Source organism: Streptomyces sp. CA-278952, assembly GCF_028747205.1.
Classification (GTDB): Bacteria; Actinomycetota; Actinomycetes; order Streptomycetales; family Streptomycetaceae; genus Streptomyces.
Genome location: NZ_CP112880.1, coordinates 3,402,997 through 3,418,464, shown reverse-complemented (window position 1 = coordinate 3,418,464; position 15,468 = coordinate 3,402,997). Strand labels below are relative to the sequence as shown.

Genomic DNA, 15,468 nt, shown 5'->3' with positions numbered 1-15,468 from the left:
TGCGGGTTCACAGAAAAGTCACAGGTTCGCACAACCGTTCACCTTGTTCGCCCGTCTGTTCCTGTGAGCCAAGAGGCTCATGGATCAGATGGGCCCCGCCGGGCTGACGACGCAAGCGCGCCCCGGGGCCCCTTCTCCACTTGGGGACACATGCGTATTCGTGCCACCGTGGCTGCCGTCACCGGCGCCCTGGCCCTTTCCGCTCTCGCAGTACCGGCCGTCCAGGCCGACGAGAAGCCCGACGCCGGTCTGAGCGTGCCGTCCGGCGCCGACGTCTTCGCCTCCGAGCCCGGCGGCGCGCCCGCCGCCAGGGCCCGCGCCGCCAAGGCGGCCGAGACGCCCGTGATCAAGAAGGTCGTCGTCAACGGCGGCAAGGACATCGTGGTCGGCACGCAGTCCAAGAAGAAGTTCACCGTCGCGATCACGGCCTCGTCGCCTTCCGGCATCGCCGACGCGTTCGCCTACCTGTGGCACGGTCACATCGACGAGGTCGACGGTTTCCTCGCTCCCACCCAGGAGTTCGGCAGCTGCAAGGTCTCGGCCGACCCGACCACCTCCACCTGCACCGTCTCGATCACGGTCGACCCGCGATCCGACGACCTCTACACGAGCAGCCTCGCCGGCACCTGGAAGGTCGGCGCCGGAGCGCTCGCGGCCACCGGCAGCGACCAGGACTTCATCTGGAACGACACCCAGGCGAAGACCCGCGTCCAGCGGTTCTCCAAGCTGACCGTCAACGCCTCCCCGGAGCCCGTGAAGAAGGGCAAGACCATCACGGTCACCGGCAAGCTCACGCGCGCCAACTGGGACACCAACACGTACAAGGGCTACACCAAGCAGCCCGTGAAGCTCCAGTTCAAGAAGAAGGGCGCCAAGAGCTACACGACGGTCAAGACCGTCAAGACGAGCTCCACCGGCACCCTGAAGACCACCGTCAAGGCCTCGGCCGACGGCTACTGGCGCTACAGCTTCGGCGGTACGTCCACCACCCCGGCCGTCTCGGCCAAGGGCGACTACCTCGACGTGAAGTAGTCCGGACAGTCGGAAGCGCCCGGAAGCCCCCGGGAGGACAACGGTCCTCCCGGGGGCTTCCGGCTGTCCGCGCCCGCATCTACATCCCGAAGCGCCGCCCCACCCAGCGCCAGACGAACTCCAGCAGGGCGGCCGCCGCCACCGCGATGCCGACCGCCGTCCACGGCATGGTCGTGCCGACCAGCTTCAGCGCGAAGAAGTCCTGGAGCCACGGCACCACGAGCACGATCAGGAAGCCGAGCCCCATCGCCGCCACCAGGCCGACGCGCCACCAGGTGTACGGGCGCGCGATGATCGCCAGGACCCACATCGAGACCAGGAACAGCGTCAGCGTCGCGGCGCTCGTCTCGGCCGCCAGCGCGCCCTCGCCGCTGTAGTGGTGTCGCGCCACGAGGTACGTCGTGAAGGTGGCCGTCGCCGCGATGACGCCCGAGGGGATCGCGTACCGCATGACCCGGCGTACGAAGTGGGGCTGGGCCCTTTCCTTATTGGGCGCGAGCGCCAGGAAGAACGCGGGGACGCCGATGGTCAGCGTCGACAGCAGGGTCAGGTGCCTCGGCAGGAACGGGTACTCCACCTGGGTGCAGACCACCAGGATCGCCAGCAGCACGGAGTAGACCGTCTTGGTGAGGAAGAGCGTCGCGACGCGGGTGATGTTGCCGATCACCCGGCGGCCCTCGGCGACCACCGAGGGCAGCGTCGCGAAGCTGTTGTTCAGCAGCACGATCTGCGCCACCGCCCGCGTCGCCTCCGAGCCCGAGCCCATCGAGACGCCGATGTCGGCGTCCTTGAGGGCGAGGACGTCGTTCACACCGTCGCCCGTCATGGCGACCGTGTGGCCGCGCGACTGGAGGGCGGCCACCATGTCCCGCTTCTGCTGCGGGGTGACCCGGCCGAAGACCGCGTTCTGTTCCATGGCCGTGGCCATCTCGTCCGGATCGGTGGGCAGCCTGCGGGCGTCCAGCGTGTTCTCGGCGCCCGCGAGGCCCAGCTTCCCGGCGACCGCGCCGACCGAGACCGCGTTGTCGCCGGAGATGACCTTGGTGGCCACGTTCTGGTCGGCGAAGTAGGCGAGCGTGTCGCCCGCGTCCGGCCGCAGCCGCTGTTCCAGGACGACCAGGGCGGTGGGGGCGGCTCCGGCCGCCGCGCCGGGAGCGTTCAGCTCGCCCTGGGCGCGGGCCAGCAGCAGCACCCGCAGGCCCTGCTCGTTGAGGTGCTCGATCTCGGTGAGGGTCGCGTCGCCCTCGGACAGCAGGACGTCGGGGGCGCCGAGCAGCCACGCGGAGGCCGTTCCGTCGGCCTCGGCGAACGCCGCGCCGCTGTACTTGCGCGCGGAGGAGAACGGCATCGCGTCGGTGACCGTCCAGCCCTCCACGCCGCCGCCGGCGGCCGGGAGCGCGGCACCGTCGGCCGCCGGGAGCCCGGCGCCGTCGGCCACCGGGAGCACGCCGCCACCGCCCGCCGGGGGCGCGTCTCCGCCTCCCGCCGGATACGCGTCGATGATGGCCTGGAGGCTGGCGTTGGGCCGTGGGTCCGAGGAGCCGAACGCCCCCAGCACCCGCGTCACGTACGCCTCGTCGCTCCCGTTGAGCGGCCGGACCTCCGTGACGTCCATGCCGCCCTCGGTGAGGGTCCCCGTCTTGTCCAGGCAGACGACGTCGACCCGGGCGAGGCCCTCGATCGCGGGCAGCTCCTGCACCAGGCACTGCTTGCGGCCCAGCCGTACGACGCCGATGGCGAAGGCGACGGAGGTGAGGAGGACCAGGCCCTCCGGGATCATCGGGACGATGCCGCCGACGGTCCGGGCGACGGAGTCCTTGAAGTTGTTGTCCTTCACGACCAGCTGGCTGATGATCAGCCCGATCGCGGTCGGCACCATCATCCAGGTGACGTACTTCAGGATCGTGCTGATGCCGCTGCGCAGCTCCGAGTGGACGAGCGTGAAGCGCGACGCCTCCTCGGCGAGCTGTGCGGCATACGCCTCGCGGCCCACCTTGGTCGCGGTGAACGCGCCGCCGCCCGCGACGACGAAGCTGCCGGACATCACCGGGTCGCCGGCCTGCTTGACCACCGGGTCGGCCTCCCCGGTGAGGAGCGACTCGTCGATCTCCAGGCTGTCGGCCTCGGCGACCGTGCCGTCCACGACCACCTTGTCCCCGGGACCGAGCTCGATCAGGTCGCCGAGGACGATCTCGGAGGTGGAGATCTCGGCGGCGGCCCCGTCGCGCCGCACGGTCGGCTTCGCCTCGCCGATCACCGCGAGGCTGTCCAGGGTCTTCTTGGCCCGCCACTCCTGGATGATGCCGATGCCGGTGTTGGCGACGATCACGAAGCCGAAGAGGCTGTCCTGGATCGGCGCGACGAACAACATGATCACCCAGAGCACGCCGATGATCAGGTTGAACCGGGTGAGGACGTTGGCCCGGACGATCTCGGTGACCGAGCGCGAGGAACGTACGGGTACGTCGTTGACCTCGCCGCGCGCGACCCGTTCGGCGACCTCGGCGGTGCTCAGCCCGTCCGGCCGACGGGCCGGCGGTGGCTTCATGGGGTGCACGGGGTCGAGTTCCGCCCCCGCGTCGATCATGGCCGGCCGGGAGGTCCCGGGGGTCTGCTCCCCGGAGGAGTCGAGTGCCCGCTGCGTCATGGTTCCGACGGTACGGGCGGGCGCGCCGAATCACCCACCGGAGGGTCGAAGATCCGACCAGGGGAGGACGAAGACGGTCCCGTGGTCGTACGAGGGCTTCGCGGGGTGTCCTACGGGGACGGAGTCAGGCGGTCCGGTCGGCGCGGCCCGCCGGGTCGCCGCCCAGCGCGCCGTCGGTCGCCGCGGCCCCTGCGGCGTCCTTGGCCTCGACCGCGGCCGCGTGCCGCTTGAGGGCGGCGTCGCGCCCCCGGACGTACCAGATGCCGATCAGGCCGAGCCCGGCGCCGGCCAGCGGGGTCCACACCCACCAGGTGTGGCCGCGGTCGGCGAACCAGCCGTAGAAGGGGAGCTGGGCGAGGAAGAGGACGAACCAGAGGATCGTGCCGCCGACGACGGTGGCGACGACGGGGCCCTCCAGGGGTTCGGGCGCCTCGTGCTTCGGTGTCCACTTCTCCATGAGTTCAGTGTATGGGGCCCACCTGATCGGGGGGTGTACGGCCCGGTCGGCCCAAGGGGCCACGCGGGTCTACGCGCGGAGATAGCGATCTTCGCTTCATGTATTCATACTGAATCTGCTTTGGGTTGGCTCGATTCGTTCGTCTGAACATCCAATTTCGATCGCCTTCTGTCCCATAGCGCCCACCCCTCTACGTACGACTGAGGTCACCCATGCCCCCCTCGGCCACCGCTCCGGTCGACTCCCCGCCCCCCGCGACTCCGCAGTCCCAGGGCAGCCTGGACCGGTTCTTCAAGATCTCCGAGCGGGGGTCGACCGTCGCCCGCGAGTTCCGCGGCGGATTCGCCACGTTCTTCGCGATGGCGTACATCATCGTGCTCAACCCGATCATCCTGGGCAGCGCGAAGGACATGTACGGCAACCAGCTCGACAACGGCCAGCTGGTCACCGCCACCGTGCTCTCCGCCGCCTTCTCCACCCTGCTGATGGGCGTCATCGGCAACGTGCCGATCGCACTCGCCGCCGGTCTCGGCGTCAACACGGTCGTCGCGCTCCAGCTCGCTCCCCGGATGAGCTGGCCGGACGCGATGGGCATGGTCGTCCTCGCGGGCATCGTGGTGATGCTGCTGGTCGCCACCGGGCTGCGGGAACGCGTGATGAACGCCGTGCCCAAGTCGCTCCGCAAGGGCATCGCGATCGGCATCGGCCTCTTCATCCTGATGATCGGTCTCGTCGACTCGGGCTTCGTCTCGCGCATGCCGGACGCCGCGCACACCACCGTGCCGCTCCAGCTCGGCGGCAGCGGCCACCTCGACGGCTGGCCGGTGCTCGTCTTCGTCCTCGGCGCGCTGCTCACGCTCGCGCTGATCGTGCGCAAGGTGCCCGGCGCGATCCTGATCTCGATCATCGCCATGACGGCTCTCGCCCTGGTCATCGACGCGGTGGCCGACCTGCCCGACGGGTCGTGGGGCCTGACGACGCCCGCCTGGCCGGGCAACCCGGTCTCGGCGCCGGACTTCGGGCTGCTCGGCGAGGTCAGCCTGTTCGGCGGCTTCGAGAAGGTCGGCGTCCTGACCGGGGCCCTGTTCGTCTTCACCGTGCTGCTGTCCTGCTTCTTCGACGCGATGGGCACCATTCTGGGCGTCGGCGACGAGGCGAAGCTGATGGACCAGGAAGGCAACTTCCCCGGCATCAACAAGGTGCTGTTCGTGGACGGCATCGCGGTCGCCGCGGGCGGCGGCAGCTCCTCCTCCGCCACCACGTGCTTCGTGGAGTCCACCGCGGGCGTCGGCGAAGGCGCCCGCACCGGACTGGCGAGCGTGGTGACCGGTCTGCTCTTCTCGGTGGCGCTGTTCCTCACACCGCTGGCGACCATGGTCCCGTCGCAGGCGGCCACCCCCGCCCTGCTGGCGGTCGGCTTCCTGATCATCGCGGGCTCGGTGCGGGACATCGACTGGAGCGACTACACGCTCGCGGTCCCGGCGTTCCTCGCGATGGTGATGATGCCGTTCACGTACTCGATCACCAACGGCATCGGCATCGGCTTCGTCGCCTTCTCCGTGCTGCGCCTGGTGGCCGGGCGCGGCCGTGAGGTGCCGGTGGCCATGTACGTGGTCTCGGCGGTGTTCGTCTTCTACTACGCGATGCCGGCGCTCGGCCTGACGTGATCGGTTTCGCCGTGATGCCGCCGGCCGGTCTCACGTGATCGGTGGCGTCACGCTCCCTCGGGCGTCGCCGTAGAACTTCTCCGTCTCCTCGACGGCCGCCGTGAAGCGTTCGTCGAAGTCGTCGCGAATGAGCGTCCGGACCACATAGTCCTGGACGCTCATTCCGCGTTTCGCGGCGTGCTGCCGGAGCCGGTCGAGCAGCTCACCGTCTATCCGCAGGCTGAGCACTGTCGATCCCATGGTCAGCAGGGTCGCCGCCCCGGGGCGTTCTCCGCGTCACTTTCCGCTTCTAACTCACTCGTTCGGGTGATCGGTTTCTCGCGCGTGTACCACCGGGTGGTATTTAGTTTGGGTAATGAGTTACGCTAACAAACATGCCTGACCTGATCCACGACGGCGACAGTGCCGCCGCCGTGAGCTCCCTTCGCTCCGCCGTGATGCTGCTGGGCCGTCGACTGAAGCACCAGCGTGTCGACGAGTCGCTGAGCCCCACCGAGATGTCGGTGCTCGGCACCCTTGCCCGTTGCGGCTCGGCCACCCCCGGTGAGCTGGCCCGCAAGGAGCACGTGCAGCCCCCGTCGATGACCCGCATCGTCGCGCTGCTGGAGGCGAAGGGGTTGGTCAGGCTGGAACCGCACCCCGATGACCGTCGGCAGAAGAGGGTCAGCCAGACCGAGCAGGCCGAGGCCATGCTCGCGGAGAGCCGCGTCAAGCGGAACGCCTGGCTGTCCCACCTCGCCGAGGGCCTGGACGAGGACGAGTGGGAGACGCTTCGGGCCGCCGCGCCCGTGTTGGAGAAGCTCGCCCACCTGTGACCCCGCGGGCGCGCCGACGGTGATCCGCCGCCGGACCGGAAGCACCAGCCGGTCCGCCCCGGATCACCGCCGGAGCGCCCGTCGTCACGTCCTCGTCGGACCGAACGCCGCAGACGCCCGAGGAGGCGAACCCTTTTGAGTACGGGATCCGGAGCAGACTCCGCCCCCGCACCGACTTCCACCCACGAGAGCAAGACCGGCGGGACCTTCTCGTCGCTGAAGATCCGTAACTACCGCCTGTTCGCCACGGGCGCCGTGATCTCCAACACCGGTACCTGGATGTCCCGCATCACGCAGGACTGGCTCGTGCTGAGCCTGACGGGTTCCGCGACGGCCGTGGGCATCACCACGGCCCTCCAGTTCCTCCCCATGCTCCTCTTCGGCCTGTACGGCGGCGTCATAGCCGACCGCCTGCCGAAGCGGCAGATACTGCTCGTCAGCCAGGCCCTGCTCGGCCTGTGCGGCATCGCGCTGGCCGTCCTGACCCTGTCCGGTGTCGTGGAGGTCTGGCACGTCTATCTGGTCGCCTTCCTCCTCGGCATGGTGACCGTCGTCGACAACCCGGCCCGTCAGTCGTTCGTCTCCGAGATGGTCGGCCCCGCGCAACTGCGCAACGCGGTCAGCCTGAACTCGGCGAACTTCCAGTCCGCCCGGCTCATCGGCCCCGCCGTCGCGGGCGTCCTGATCACCACGGTCGGCAGTGGCTGGGCCTTCCTGCTCAACGGCCTCTCCTTCCTGGCCCCGCTCGTCGGCCTGCTGATGATGCGCACCAACGAGATGCACGCCTCGGTGACCGTCCCCCGCGCCAAGGGCCAGCTCCGCGAGGGCCTGCGCTACGTGAAGGGCCGCCCCGAGCTGATCTGGCCGATCGTCCTGGTCGGCTTCGTCGGCACGTTCGGCTTCAACTTCCCGATCTGGCTGACCGCCTACGCCGACGAGATCTTCGACGGCGGCGCCGGCCTGTACTCGTTCTTCAACATCCTCATGGCGGCCGGTTCGCTGGCCGGCGCGCTGCTCTCGGCCCGCCGCCGCTCCACGCGGCTGCGGATGCTGGTGATCGCGGGCACGGCGTTCGGGCTGCTGGAGATCGCCGCCTCGCTGTCCCCGTCGGTCTGGATGTTCTCGATCCTGCTGGTCCCGATCGGCATGCTCGGCCTGACCACGAACATCACCGCGAACACGAGCGTCCAGATGGCCGCCGACCCGGAGATGCGGGGCCGGGTGATGAGCCTGTACATGATGGTCTTCGCCGGGGGTACGCCGGTGGGCGCCCCGATCGTCGGCTGGATCAGCGACACGTACGGCCCCCGAACCGGCTTCGCGGCCGGCGGCGCGATCTCGGTGGTCGCCGCCCTGGGCGTCGGCTTCGCCCTCGCCCGCGTCGGCGGCCTCCGCCTGAAGGTCGACCTCCGCCCGGGCCGCCCGCACGTCCGCTTCGTCCCGCGCGAGCAGCTGGCGACGGCGGCGTGACCCGCACGGAACCGCCCTCCTCCCGGACCGGGAGGAGGGCGGTTCTCGTATGCCCGGGCGGGGTCGGTCGCCAGGGCGGACGCGGGTCAGTCGCGGGTCAGTCGCGGGGGAAGGCGTCGGTCGCGAGGACGAGGCCGACGACGGTCGAGGAGAGGTCGACCGGGGTGCCGAAGTCGAGACTCAGGACACTGCGGTACTCGTCCTCCTTCGGGAGGGTGTGCAGGTGCCAGGTGCCGGTGTACGGATCGACGATGAGGTAGACGGGGACACCGGCGAGCGCGTAGGTGGCCTTCTTGGAGCCGTAGTCGTTGGCGGCGGTGCTCCGGGAGATCACCTCGGCGACGAATTCGATGTCCTGGTAGCGCCAGCGGCCGTCGGCGGTCTTGGCGGCGCCTGCGGCAAGGGCTGCGACATCGGAGGCGAAGCCGTTGAGGAGGCCGGGGAAGTCGATGCGTACGTCGGAAAGGAGCCGGTCCTCCTGATAGCGGGGCAGCAGCTGCCTGATGATGCCCAAGATGATCCGCCAGTGCGTGTCCCGCTGTGGCGACATATAGACGTTCCCCTCGACGATCTCGACCTTGAATCCCTCGGGGACGGGCTCAAGCCACTCGAACATCATGTCCAGGGTGCGCTCGTCGCTGATGTCGGCCATGTCGATCCTGTCGGTGTCTACGACGGTCATCGTGCCGCTCCTCCCCGCTGCCGCACGGGCGTGCGGGCAGCCGCGTAGTACAACGATAGGCCCGGCGCCCCGGACACGCCCGGACCTGCGAGACTCGCGCGCATGAGCAGCCACCGCCGCTGCACCCCGCACCTCACGCCGGCCCGGAGCCGGGGCGAGGCGGACCTGCGGCCCTTCACCGCGGCGCCGGCGGGGTTCGAGGGGGAACGCTGGGAGGCCGGTGAGCTGAGTCTCGTACGGAGCGATCCGCCGGTGTCCGGGGTGCCGGGGGAGCGGCCGCGCTACGAGACGGTGCGGGCCTGGGCGCTCGGCCGGTGAGCGGTGCCGTTACGCTCGAAGGGTGGACCCGAAGACCAGAAACCGCATCATGGCGGCCGTGCTCGTGCTGATGTTCGTCGTCGTCGCCGTCGGGGCCGCCCTGGGCGGCTGATACCGGCGGGCCGCCGGGAAGCCGTGCCCGCACGGCGCGTCCGTCGGCGTACATGCTTGCCTGGAGTGGACTCGAAGGAGTTGGCTGGGGCGTCATGAAGTACACACAGCTCGGACGCACGGGACTCAAGGTCAGCCGGCTCGTCCTCGGGACGATGAACTTCGGCCCGCAGACCAACGAGTCGGACAGCCACGCCATCATGGACTCCGCGCTCGGCGCGGGCCTGAACTTCTTCGACACGGCCAACGTCTACGGCTGGGGCGAGAACAAGGGCCGCACCGAGGAGATCATCGGCACCTGGTTCGCCCAGGGCGGCGGTCGGCGGGACAAGGTGGTCCTGGCCACCAAGATGTACGGGAACATGGCCGCCGACGGCGATGCCTGGCCGAACCACGACAAGCTCTCCGCCGTGAACATCCGGCGCGCGGTCGACGCCTCGCTCAAGCGTCTCCAGACCGACCACATCGACCTGTACCAGTTCCACCACGTCGACCGGAACACGCCCTTCGACGAGATCTGGCAGGCGATCGACGTCCTGGTCCAGCAGGGCAAGATCCTGTACGCCGGTTCGTCGAACTTCCCCGGCTACAAGATCGCCCAGGCCAACGAGCAGGCCGCCCGACGGGGCTCGCTCGGCCTGGTCAGCGAGCAGTGCATCTACAACCTCGCCGAGCGCCGCGCCGAGATGGAGGTCATCCCGGCCGCGCAGGACTACGGCCTCGGTGTCATCCCGTGGTCGCCGCTGCACGGCGGCCTGCTGGGCGGAGTCATCAGGAAGACGACCGAGGGCGGCCGCCGCGCCTCGGGCCGCGCCGCCGACGCCCTGGCCGACCCCGCCACCCGGTCCCAGCTCCAGGCGTACGAGGACCTGCTCGACAAGCACGGCCTGGAACCCGGCGAAGCGGCCCTGGCCTGGCTGCTGACCCGCCCCGGCATCACGGGCCCGATCGTCGGCCCGCGCACCGCCGACCAGCTGGACAGCGCCCTGCGCGCCCTGGAACTGGACCTCCCGGAGGCCGTCCTCACGGGCCTGGAGGAGATCTTCCCTGGCCCGGGGCCTTCGCCGGAGGCCTTCGCCTGGTAGGGGCGTGAGCGGGGAGAAGGGGGCCTCCGGTCGCCGTGCCGGGAGGCCCCCGCTTCTTCCGTTGCCGACCGGACTCGTTCGTCGGCGTCTCTCAGAACGGCATGTGGCCGCGGGTGCGCCGGCCGGCCGAGCCGCTCCGGCCGACGGCCTTGGAGCTGCTGCGGAACGGCTTGCTGAAGAGGCGGCCCAGGACGCCGGGCGCCTTGCCGCCCGCGCGGGAGCCCAGGCCGAGCGTGCGCTGCGTACCGCGCTCCGGACGGCGGGAGAGCCGCGGAACGAAGAAGGCGAGTACGGCGAGAACGACACAGACTGCGACAATCCCTACGACGATCATGGCAACTCCTTTTCACGGTGATGGTGTTCGCGGGTGGTGTCTGCGCCGTGTGCCCCGTCGGCGACTTTCGAACCCGGCGCCACGTCGCCCGGCGCTCTCGGGCGGTGCCGGACGCGTCCTTCCGCGCGAGGTGGCAGAACGGTCTGACGAGGAGATACCCGGGCAGGAGAAGCGGGGTCACCGGGGGAGCCGAGCTTTGCCCGGGGGCCGACCAGCGCCGAGACCGTGACCACGGCCCGGCGGAAGCCGACGAAAGGACGCACCGATGTCTCCGGTGACCGAACAGTGGGACGAAGTTCTCCGCACGCATCTGGCTCTCGGCGAGGAGAGATCGCCGGTCCTGGCCGCCGCGGCGTTCTCGGCCGAGGCGGGGTTCTTCGCCGTCGCGGGGCGCGGCGGTGCGGACGGGTGGCCGTACTTCCGGTCGATGGCGCAGGTCGCGGGAGCCGGCGGCACGGGTCCGGAGCGCGGGGCGCCGGACGACGTCGAGGCCCTGGGCACGGTGTGCGAGGAGGCCGTCCACCCCCGTGGCCTGTGGATCGCGGGCGTGCCCTGGCAGCGCGAGAGCCGGGAGCTGGTCTCCGACGCCGTCACCGGGCGTGACCTGGAGCTCGCGCTGCTGCGCGAGGGCGACCGGGCCATGTGGGTCGTCCGGACGGAACAGAACGTCTGCGCGTTCGTGCTGGTCGACGGGGACAGCGAGGCGCACCTCTCCGAGGCCCGGTCACTGACGCTGGAATTCGACTCGTTCCTGGTCGGCCAGGGCTACTGATCCCGCGCGCCGCGCCGGATGCCGTACGTCTCCGGCTCCGGGTGCTCGTCCACCAGCTCGGGTTCGAGGCCTTCCGACGCGTCCGTGCGACGGCGGCCGGCATCGCTCCGCCAGGCTTCGAAGGCCCAGCCGGTCAGGACGACGACCGCGCCTCCCAGCAGCCATCCGCCGATGACGTCGCTGAACCAGTGCACGCCGAGCGCGATCCGGGTGAAGCCGACGCCCAGGACGGAGATCCCCGCCGCTCCCCAGCACAGCCCCCGCCACCTGCGCGGCACCAGCGGCAGCAGCACCAGCAGGAGTACGGCGCACGACGTGGCGGCCGTCATCGCGTGGCCCGAGGGGAACGAGTAGCCGGGCGCGCGGGCCACCGGGTCCTGGAGCGAGGGCCTGGCCCGCTCCACCACGACCTTGGCGAGCACCCCGGTCAGCGCGCCGCCGATCGCGGTGGTCGCGGCCCACGCCGCCAGCCGCCACGCCCGCCGGTACAGCAGCCACGCCGTGAGCAGGGCGACGGCTGTGCGCAGTGTGGCGGGGTCCCAGACCCAGTCCGACAGGATGCGCAGCGTGGCCGTCCACCCCGGGTGCTCCAGGGCCACCTCGTGCAGCCGGCGGGCCGCACCGGCGTCCAGGCGCTGGAGGGGAGGCCACGTCCCCTCGACGAGGATCACGAGCAGCGCGAACGGCACCGCCGCGACCGCGCCGGCTCCGACCGCCGCCGCCAGTCGTACACCGAGGCGGCGGTCCGCGCGGCGGGTCCGGTTCCGCTCGGACCGGGGCTCCGCGCCGTGCGGCTCCGGGGTGGGTGGTTCGGAGGGGGATCGTGGCACGTCATGCTCCGGGGTCGGCGGTGACCGGTCCGGGCCGGCGGGCCCGGACGGCCTCCAGCTGGGCGGCGAAGGACAGCCCGACGAAGAGGGCTATGGAGGTGAGATAGGCCCACAGGAGCAGCGACATGAACGCGCTGAGGGGCCCGTAGACGGTGTCGAAGGAGCCGCTGATCCCGAGGTAGAGGCTCAGGAGCCAGGTCAGTACCGTCCAGAGGGCGAGGTAGACGGCGGCCCCGAACGCCAGCCAGGTGTAACCGGGCTGGCGGCGGCGCGGGGAGCGGCGGAAGATCGCGCTCGCAGAGATCAGCGCGAGCAGGAAACCCAGCGGCCAGCGCAGCAGGGTCAACGTCTCCCGGGCCGTGTCGCCCAGACCGTACACGGAGTCCGCGGCGGCGACGAGCTCTCCGCCGGCCACCATCATGACGGACCCGATACCGAGCGGGATGCCGGCGCTCAGGGCCATCACCAGCCCACGCGGGTACTTGTGGTGGAAGACGCGGTCCCGCTCCACCCCGTAGATCCGGTTGGCCCCCCGCTCGATCTGGCACATGGCGGTGGTGACGTTGGCGAGGGAGAAGGCCAGCCCCAGCCAGAGGGCGACCTCGGGCCCGTCGCCGTCGCTCCGCCGGTGGCGGTTGAGGGCGTCGTCCACCACCTGGGCGCTCGGGCCCTCGCTGATGCCGCGGATCGTCAGCTCGGCGAGCCTGCCCACGCTCTCGCTGTGCAGCTCGGCCGACAGGCCGACGAAGGCGATCACCAGCGGGACGATCGCCAGGATCGTCTGGAACGCCAGCGCGCGGGCGTGGCTGAAGCCGTCGGCGTAGCGGAAGCGTGCGAAGGCGTCGCGCACGAGCGGCCAGCGGCCGTACCGCCGCAGCGCTGCGAGCGCCTCGTCGCCGGACAGCTCGTCCCCGCTCATGTCGCGGGTCACCGGGACCCGGGTCGCCGTCCCCATCACCGCTCCCGGGCGGGGAGCAGGACGGTGAGGGCGCCGGGCCTGACCTCGGCGGCGAGGCGCAGGCCGGGTCCCACCGGGTCCCCGTCGACCTCGCGCGGCTGCGGCCGGGTGAAGCGCAGTTCGGCGCGGCGGAAGGTGTGGAACTCGACGGGGCCCCGGGCGGAGTCCGCGGCGCGGGAGGTCCCGGCCGTCCGCCGACCGCCCGTCCCCGGGACCGGACCGTTCGCGCCGGGCTCCTTCGCGTCCCGGCCCCCTCCGCTGCCGCGCAGCAGCACCCCGGCCGTGCGCAGCCAGCCGCCCGCGCCCCGGGGGTCGAAGACCGCTAGGTCCAGCGTGCCGTCGTCGGGCCTGGCGGCGGGCACCGGTGCCGCACCCCCCTGGACCGTCCCGATGTTGGCGATGAGGACCATACGGGCGGTGCGGTGCAGCTCCGGGCCGCCGTCCAGGCTGACGGTCAGCCGCATCCGGGGAGCGCGCAGCCCCTTGACCCCGGCCAGCACGTACGCGGGCCAGCCCAGCGCCGACTTGGCGCGGTCGGAGGTCTCCTCCAGCATGGCCGCGTCCAGTCCGGCCCCGGCCATCGCCGTGAAGTGGACGGCGGGGAACCCGTCCCCCTCGATCAGGCCGAGATCCAGGGCGCGGGGCTCGCCGGTCAGACCGGCCGCCAGCGCGTCGGCGGGCCGCAGCGGCAGTCCGAGGTTGCGGGCCAGCAGATTGCCGGTGCCGCACGGTACGAGGACCAGCGGGACGCCGGTGCCGGCGAGCGCGTCCGCGACCGTGCGGACCGTGCCGTCGCCACCGCAGACGACGATCAACTCGGCCCCCGCGCGCAGGGCCCCGGCCGTCTGGCCGCCGCCGGGGTCCTGCGCGGTGGTGTCGATGAACGGGGTGTCGTGGTACCCGTGCTGGGCCAGCACCAGCCGGAGCCGGTCACGGGTCGCGGCGTCGGTCACCGTCGGATTGACGATGACGGCGGCGTGCTTCCGCACGGGGGCGGACCGGCGTTCGGCGGTGGCCACGGCGATGCCCATCGCATCGGCCGGGGGCCGCGCCGCCCAGGAGTGCCCGGCGAGCGCGGCCCGGCCCACGACGAGCAGGGACAGCGAGCCGTTCATCAGCCCTGCGGCCACGTCGGTCGGGTGGTGCATGCCGCGGTAGAGCCGTGCCAGCCCCACGAGGAGCGGAACGAGCAGCAGGAGAGCGGCCAGGGGTGCCCGCCACGGGGAGCGGACCCGGGACAGGACCAGGACGGCGAGGCCGGCGTAGAGGGCGGTGGCGGCCCCGGTGTGCCCCGAGGTGTAGCTGGAGGTCGGCGGTGAGTCGTCCAGGCGCTCCACGTCCGGGCGCGTCCGGTCCACGGAGGCGGTGATCAGCAGGAAGACCGCCGACTGGAGGGACACCGCGGCGGCGAGGAAGACCGTCTCGCGCCACAGGGGCAGCCGCGGCACCAGGACCAGGGCGGCGCACGCCAGGAAGGTGAGGCCCACCACCGTGCCGGTGTCCCCCAGGGCGGAGACGATCGTGGAGGCCGTGGTGAGCGTGGCGGTGCGGGCGCCTACGAGGGCCTCGACGACGGCGTCCTCCTCGGTCATCGGCCACAGCCCACGGGCCGGTCCGGTGACCAGCAGGCCGGCCCCTGCCACGAGGGCCGCCTGGCAGACCGCGAAGGCGGCGACCCGGGCCGCGGCCCGGGCGGCGCCACTGGAGAGGGCGGGGGAGCGGCCGGGGCGCCGAGGGGCGGGTGCCCCTGGCCCGCCGGTCCCTCTCGCCGGAACGGTGGTCTCCATCTGGTCCCCCCACGTCTGCTCCGCCGTGCGGCGGTTCTGCCGGAGCCGTTTCTCCGGGCGCTACGCCGTATGCCCTGCCGTGCGCAGGTCAGGCCTGGGGCCCGGCGGCCGTCGTGGTCGAGTGCCTGGTCGGCATGTTTGAAGCGGCCTGCGGGGGTCAGGCGCTGGGAGACCGCAACGCCGAGCCCAGCGAGAGGTGAGTGACATGGCCGCCGACGAGAAGAGCCGGGCCAAGACCGAGCAGGCCAAGGGCAAGATGAAGGAAGTCGCCGGGCGCACCGTCGGCAACGAGCGCCTCACGGCCGAGGGCAGGGCCGAGCAGGCCAAGGGGGATGGCCGCCAGGCCAAGGAGAAGATCAAGGACACCTTGAAGGACTGACGGCGTCACTGTGCGACGACACCGATGTCGTCACTGTGCGCCGACACCGGGCCCCGCGGAGTCTCTCCTCCAGCGGGGCCCTGTCCTGTCGTGCCGCGTCCGTCCGTCCGTTCCGGGCCCTCCG

15 protein-coding genes and 1 pseudogene are annotated in these 15,468 nt (G+C 71.5%); 8 read left to right on the top strand and 8 right to left on the bottom strand.

The window, feature by feature from the left end; all coding sequences use genetic code 11:
• Positions 1 to 150: 150 nt before the first annotated feature.
• Positions 151 to 1,032 (top strand): calcium-binding protein, encoded by an 882-nt coding sequence (locus N7925_RS15220; RefSeq protein ID WP_265600150.1) that lies wholly within the window; start codon positions 151 to 153, stop codon positions 1,030 to 1,032.
• A gap of 79 nt (positions 1,033 to 1,111) precedes the next feature.
• Here N7925_RS15220 and N7925_RS15215 read toward each other — a convergent pair whose 3' ends face one another.
• A complete protein-coding gene (locus tag N7925_RS15215) occupies positions 1,112 to 3,679 on the bottom strand; it encodes an HAD-IC family P-type ATPase (RefSeq protein ID WP_274344144.1) in 2,568 nt (855 codons plus the stop codon).
• 124 nt (positions 3,680 to 3,803) lie between these two features.
• Complete coding sequence (locus N7925_RS15210; protein ID WP_265600148.1) at positions 3,804 to 4,136, bottom strand: DUF2530 domain-containing protein; 333 nt, start codon at positions 4,134 to 4,136, stop codon at positions 3,804 to 3,806.
• A 212-nt stretch (positions 4,137 to 4,348) separates the two neighbouring features.
• Here N7925_RS15210 and N7925_RS15205 point away from each other — a divergent pair, with 212 nt between their 5' ends.
• Positions 4,349 to 5,803: an NCS2 family permease gene (locus tag N7925_RS15205; RefSeq protein WP_265600147.1), complete on the top strand. Its 1,455-nt coding sequence runs from the start codon at positions 4,349 to 4,351 to the stop codon at positions 5,801 to 5,803.
• Positions 5,804 to 5,833: 30 nt separating this feature from the next.
• Here the strand turns inward: N7925_RS15205 and N7925_RS15200 are convergent, their stop codons facing one another.
• Positions 5,834 to 6,043 carry a hypothetical protein gene (locus N7925_RS15200; protein ID WP_073740655.1) on the bottom strand — a complete coding sequence of 70 codons (210 nt, stop codon included), beginning with the start codon at positions 6,041 to 6,043 and terminating at the stop codon, positions 5,834 to 5,836.
• A gap of 134 nt (positions 6,044 to 6,177) precedes the next feature.
• Between N7925_RS15200 and N7925_RS15195 the strand changes: the two genes are divergently transcribed.
• A complete protein-coding gene (locus N7925_RS15195) occupies positions 6,178 to 6,618 on the top strand; it encodes a MarR family winged helix-turn-helix transcriptional regulator (protein ID WP_265600146.1) in 441 nt (146 codons plus the stop codon).
• Positions 6,619 to 6,753: 135 nt separating this feature from the next.
• A complete protein-coding gene (locus tag N7925_RS15190; RefSeq protein ID WP_265600145.1) occupies positions 6,754 to 8,088 on the top strand; it encodes an MFS transporter in 1,335 nt (444 codons plus the stop codon).
• 97 nt (positions 8,089 to 8,185) lie between these two features.
• Here the strand turns inward: N7925_RS15190 and N7925_RS15185 are convergent, their stop codons facing one another.
• Positions 8,186 to 8,770, bottom strand: coding sequence for a Uma2 family endonuclease (locus N7925_RS15185; protein WP_274344143.1), 585 nt, complete (start codon positions 8,768 to 8,770; stop codon positions 8,186 to 8,188).
• Positions 8,771 to 8,872: 102 nt separating this feature from the next.
• Between N7925_RS15185 and N7925_RS15180 the strand changes: the two are divergent.
• Together N7925_RS15180 and N7925_RS15175 are read left to right on the top strand one after the other, a co-directional pair.
• Positions 8,873 to 9,088: pseudogene (locus N7925_RS15180) on the top strand (RNA 2',3'-cyclic phosphodiesterase); the annotation flags it as partial.
• Between the two features lie 206 nt (positions 9,089 to 9,294).
• Positions 9,295 to 10,284: an aldo/keto reductase gene (locus tag N7925_RS15175; protein ID WP_265600143.1), complete on the top strand. Its 990-nt coding sequence runs from the start codon at positions 9,295 to 9,297 to the stop codon at positions 10,282 to 10,284.
• A gap of 91 nt (positions 10,285 to 10,375) precedes the next feature.
• Here the strand turns inward: N7925_RS15175 and N7925_RS15170 are convergent, their stop codons facing one another.
• Positions 10,376 to 10,618, bottom strand: coding sequence for a DUF6411 family protein (locus tag N7925_RS15170; protein ID WP_265600142.1), 243 nt, complete (start codon positions 10,616 to 10,618; stop codon positions 10,376 to 10,378).
• Between the two features lie 265 nt (positions 10,619 to 10,883).
• Here N7925_RS15170 and N7925_RS15165 point away from each other — a divergent pair, with 265 nt between their 5' ends.
• On the top strand, positions 10,884 to 11,390 hold the full coding sequence (locus tag N7925_RS15165; RefSeq protein ID WP_274344142.1) for a hypothetical protein: 507 nt from the start codon (positions 10,884 to 10,886) through the stop codon (positions 11,388 to 11,390).
• Here the strand turns inward: N7925_RS15165 and N7925_RS15160 are convergent.
• The 3 genes from N7925_RS15160 to N7925_RS15150 are packed head-to-tail and all read right to left on the bottom strand — an operon-like array spanning position 11,384 to position 14,965.
• Positions 11,384 to 12,220 carry a phosphatase PAP2 family protein gene (locus N7925_RS15160; RefSeq protein WP_274344141.1) on the bottom strand — a complete coding sequence of 279 codons (837 nt, stop codon included), beginning with the start codon at positions 12,218 to 12,220 and terminating at the stop codon, positions 11,384 to 11,386. The genes N7925_RS15165 and N7925_RS15160 overlap by 7 nt on opposite strands.
• Before the next feature lies 1 nt (position 12,221).
• Positions 12,222 to 13,175 carry a YihY/virulence factor BrkB family protein gene (locus tag N7925_RS15155; protein ID WP_265600139.1) on the bottom strand — a complete coding sequence of 318 codons (954 nt, stop codon included), beginning with the start codon at positions 13,173 to 13,175 and terminating at the stop codon, positions 12,222 to 12,224.
• Positions 13,175 to 14,965 carry a diacylglycerol kinase family protein gene (locus N7925_RS15150; protein ID WP_274344140.1) on the bottom strand — a complete coding sequence of 597 codons (1,791 nt, stop codon included), beginning with the start codon at positions 14,963 to 14,965 and terminating at the stop codon, positions 13,175 to 13,177. Before N7925_RS15150 ends, N7925_RS15155 begins: the two co-directional genes overlap by 1 nt.
• A 205-nt stretch (positions 14,966 to 15,170) precedes the next feature.
• Between N7925_RS15150 and N7925_RS15145 the strand changes: the two genes are divergently transcribed.
• Entirely contained in the window at positions 15,171 to 15,344 is a 174-nt protein-coding gene (locus N7925_RS15145) for a CsbD family protein (RefSeq protein ID WP_265600137.1), read from the top strand.
• The last annotated feature ends 124 nt before the right edge of the window (positions 15,345 to 15,468 follow it).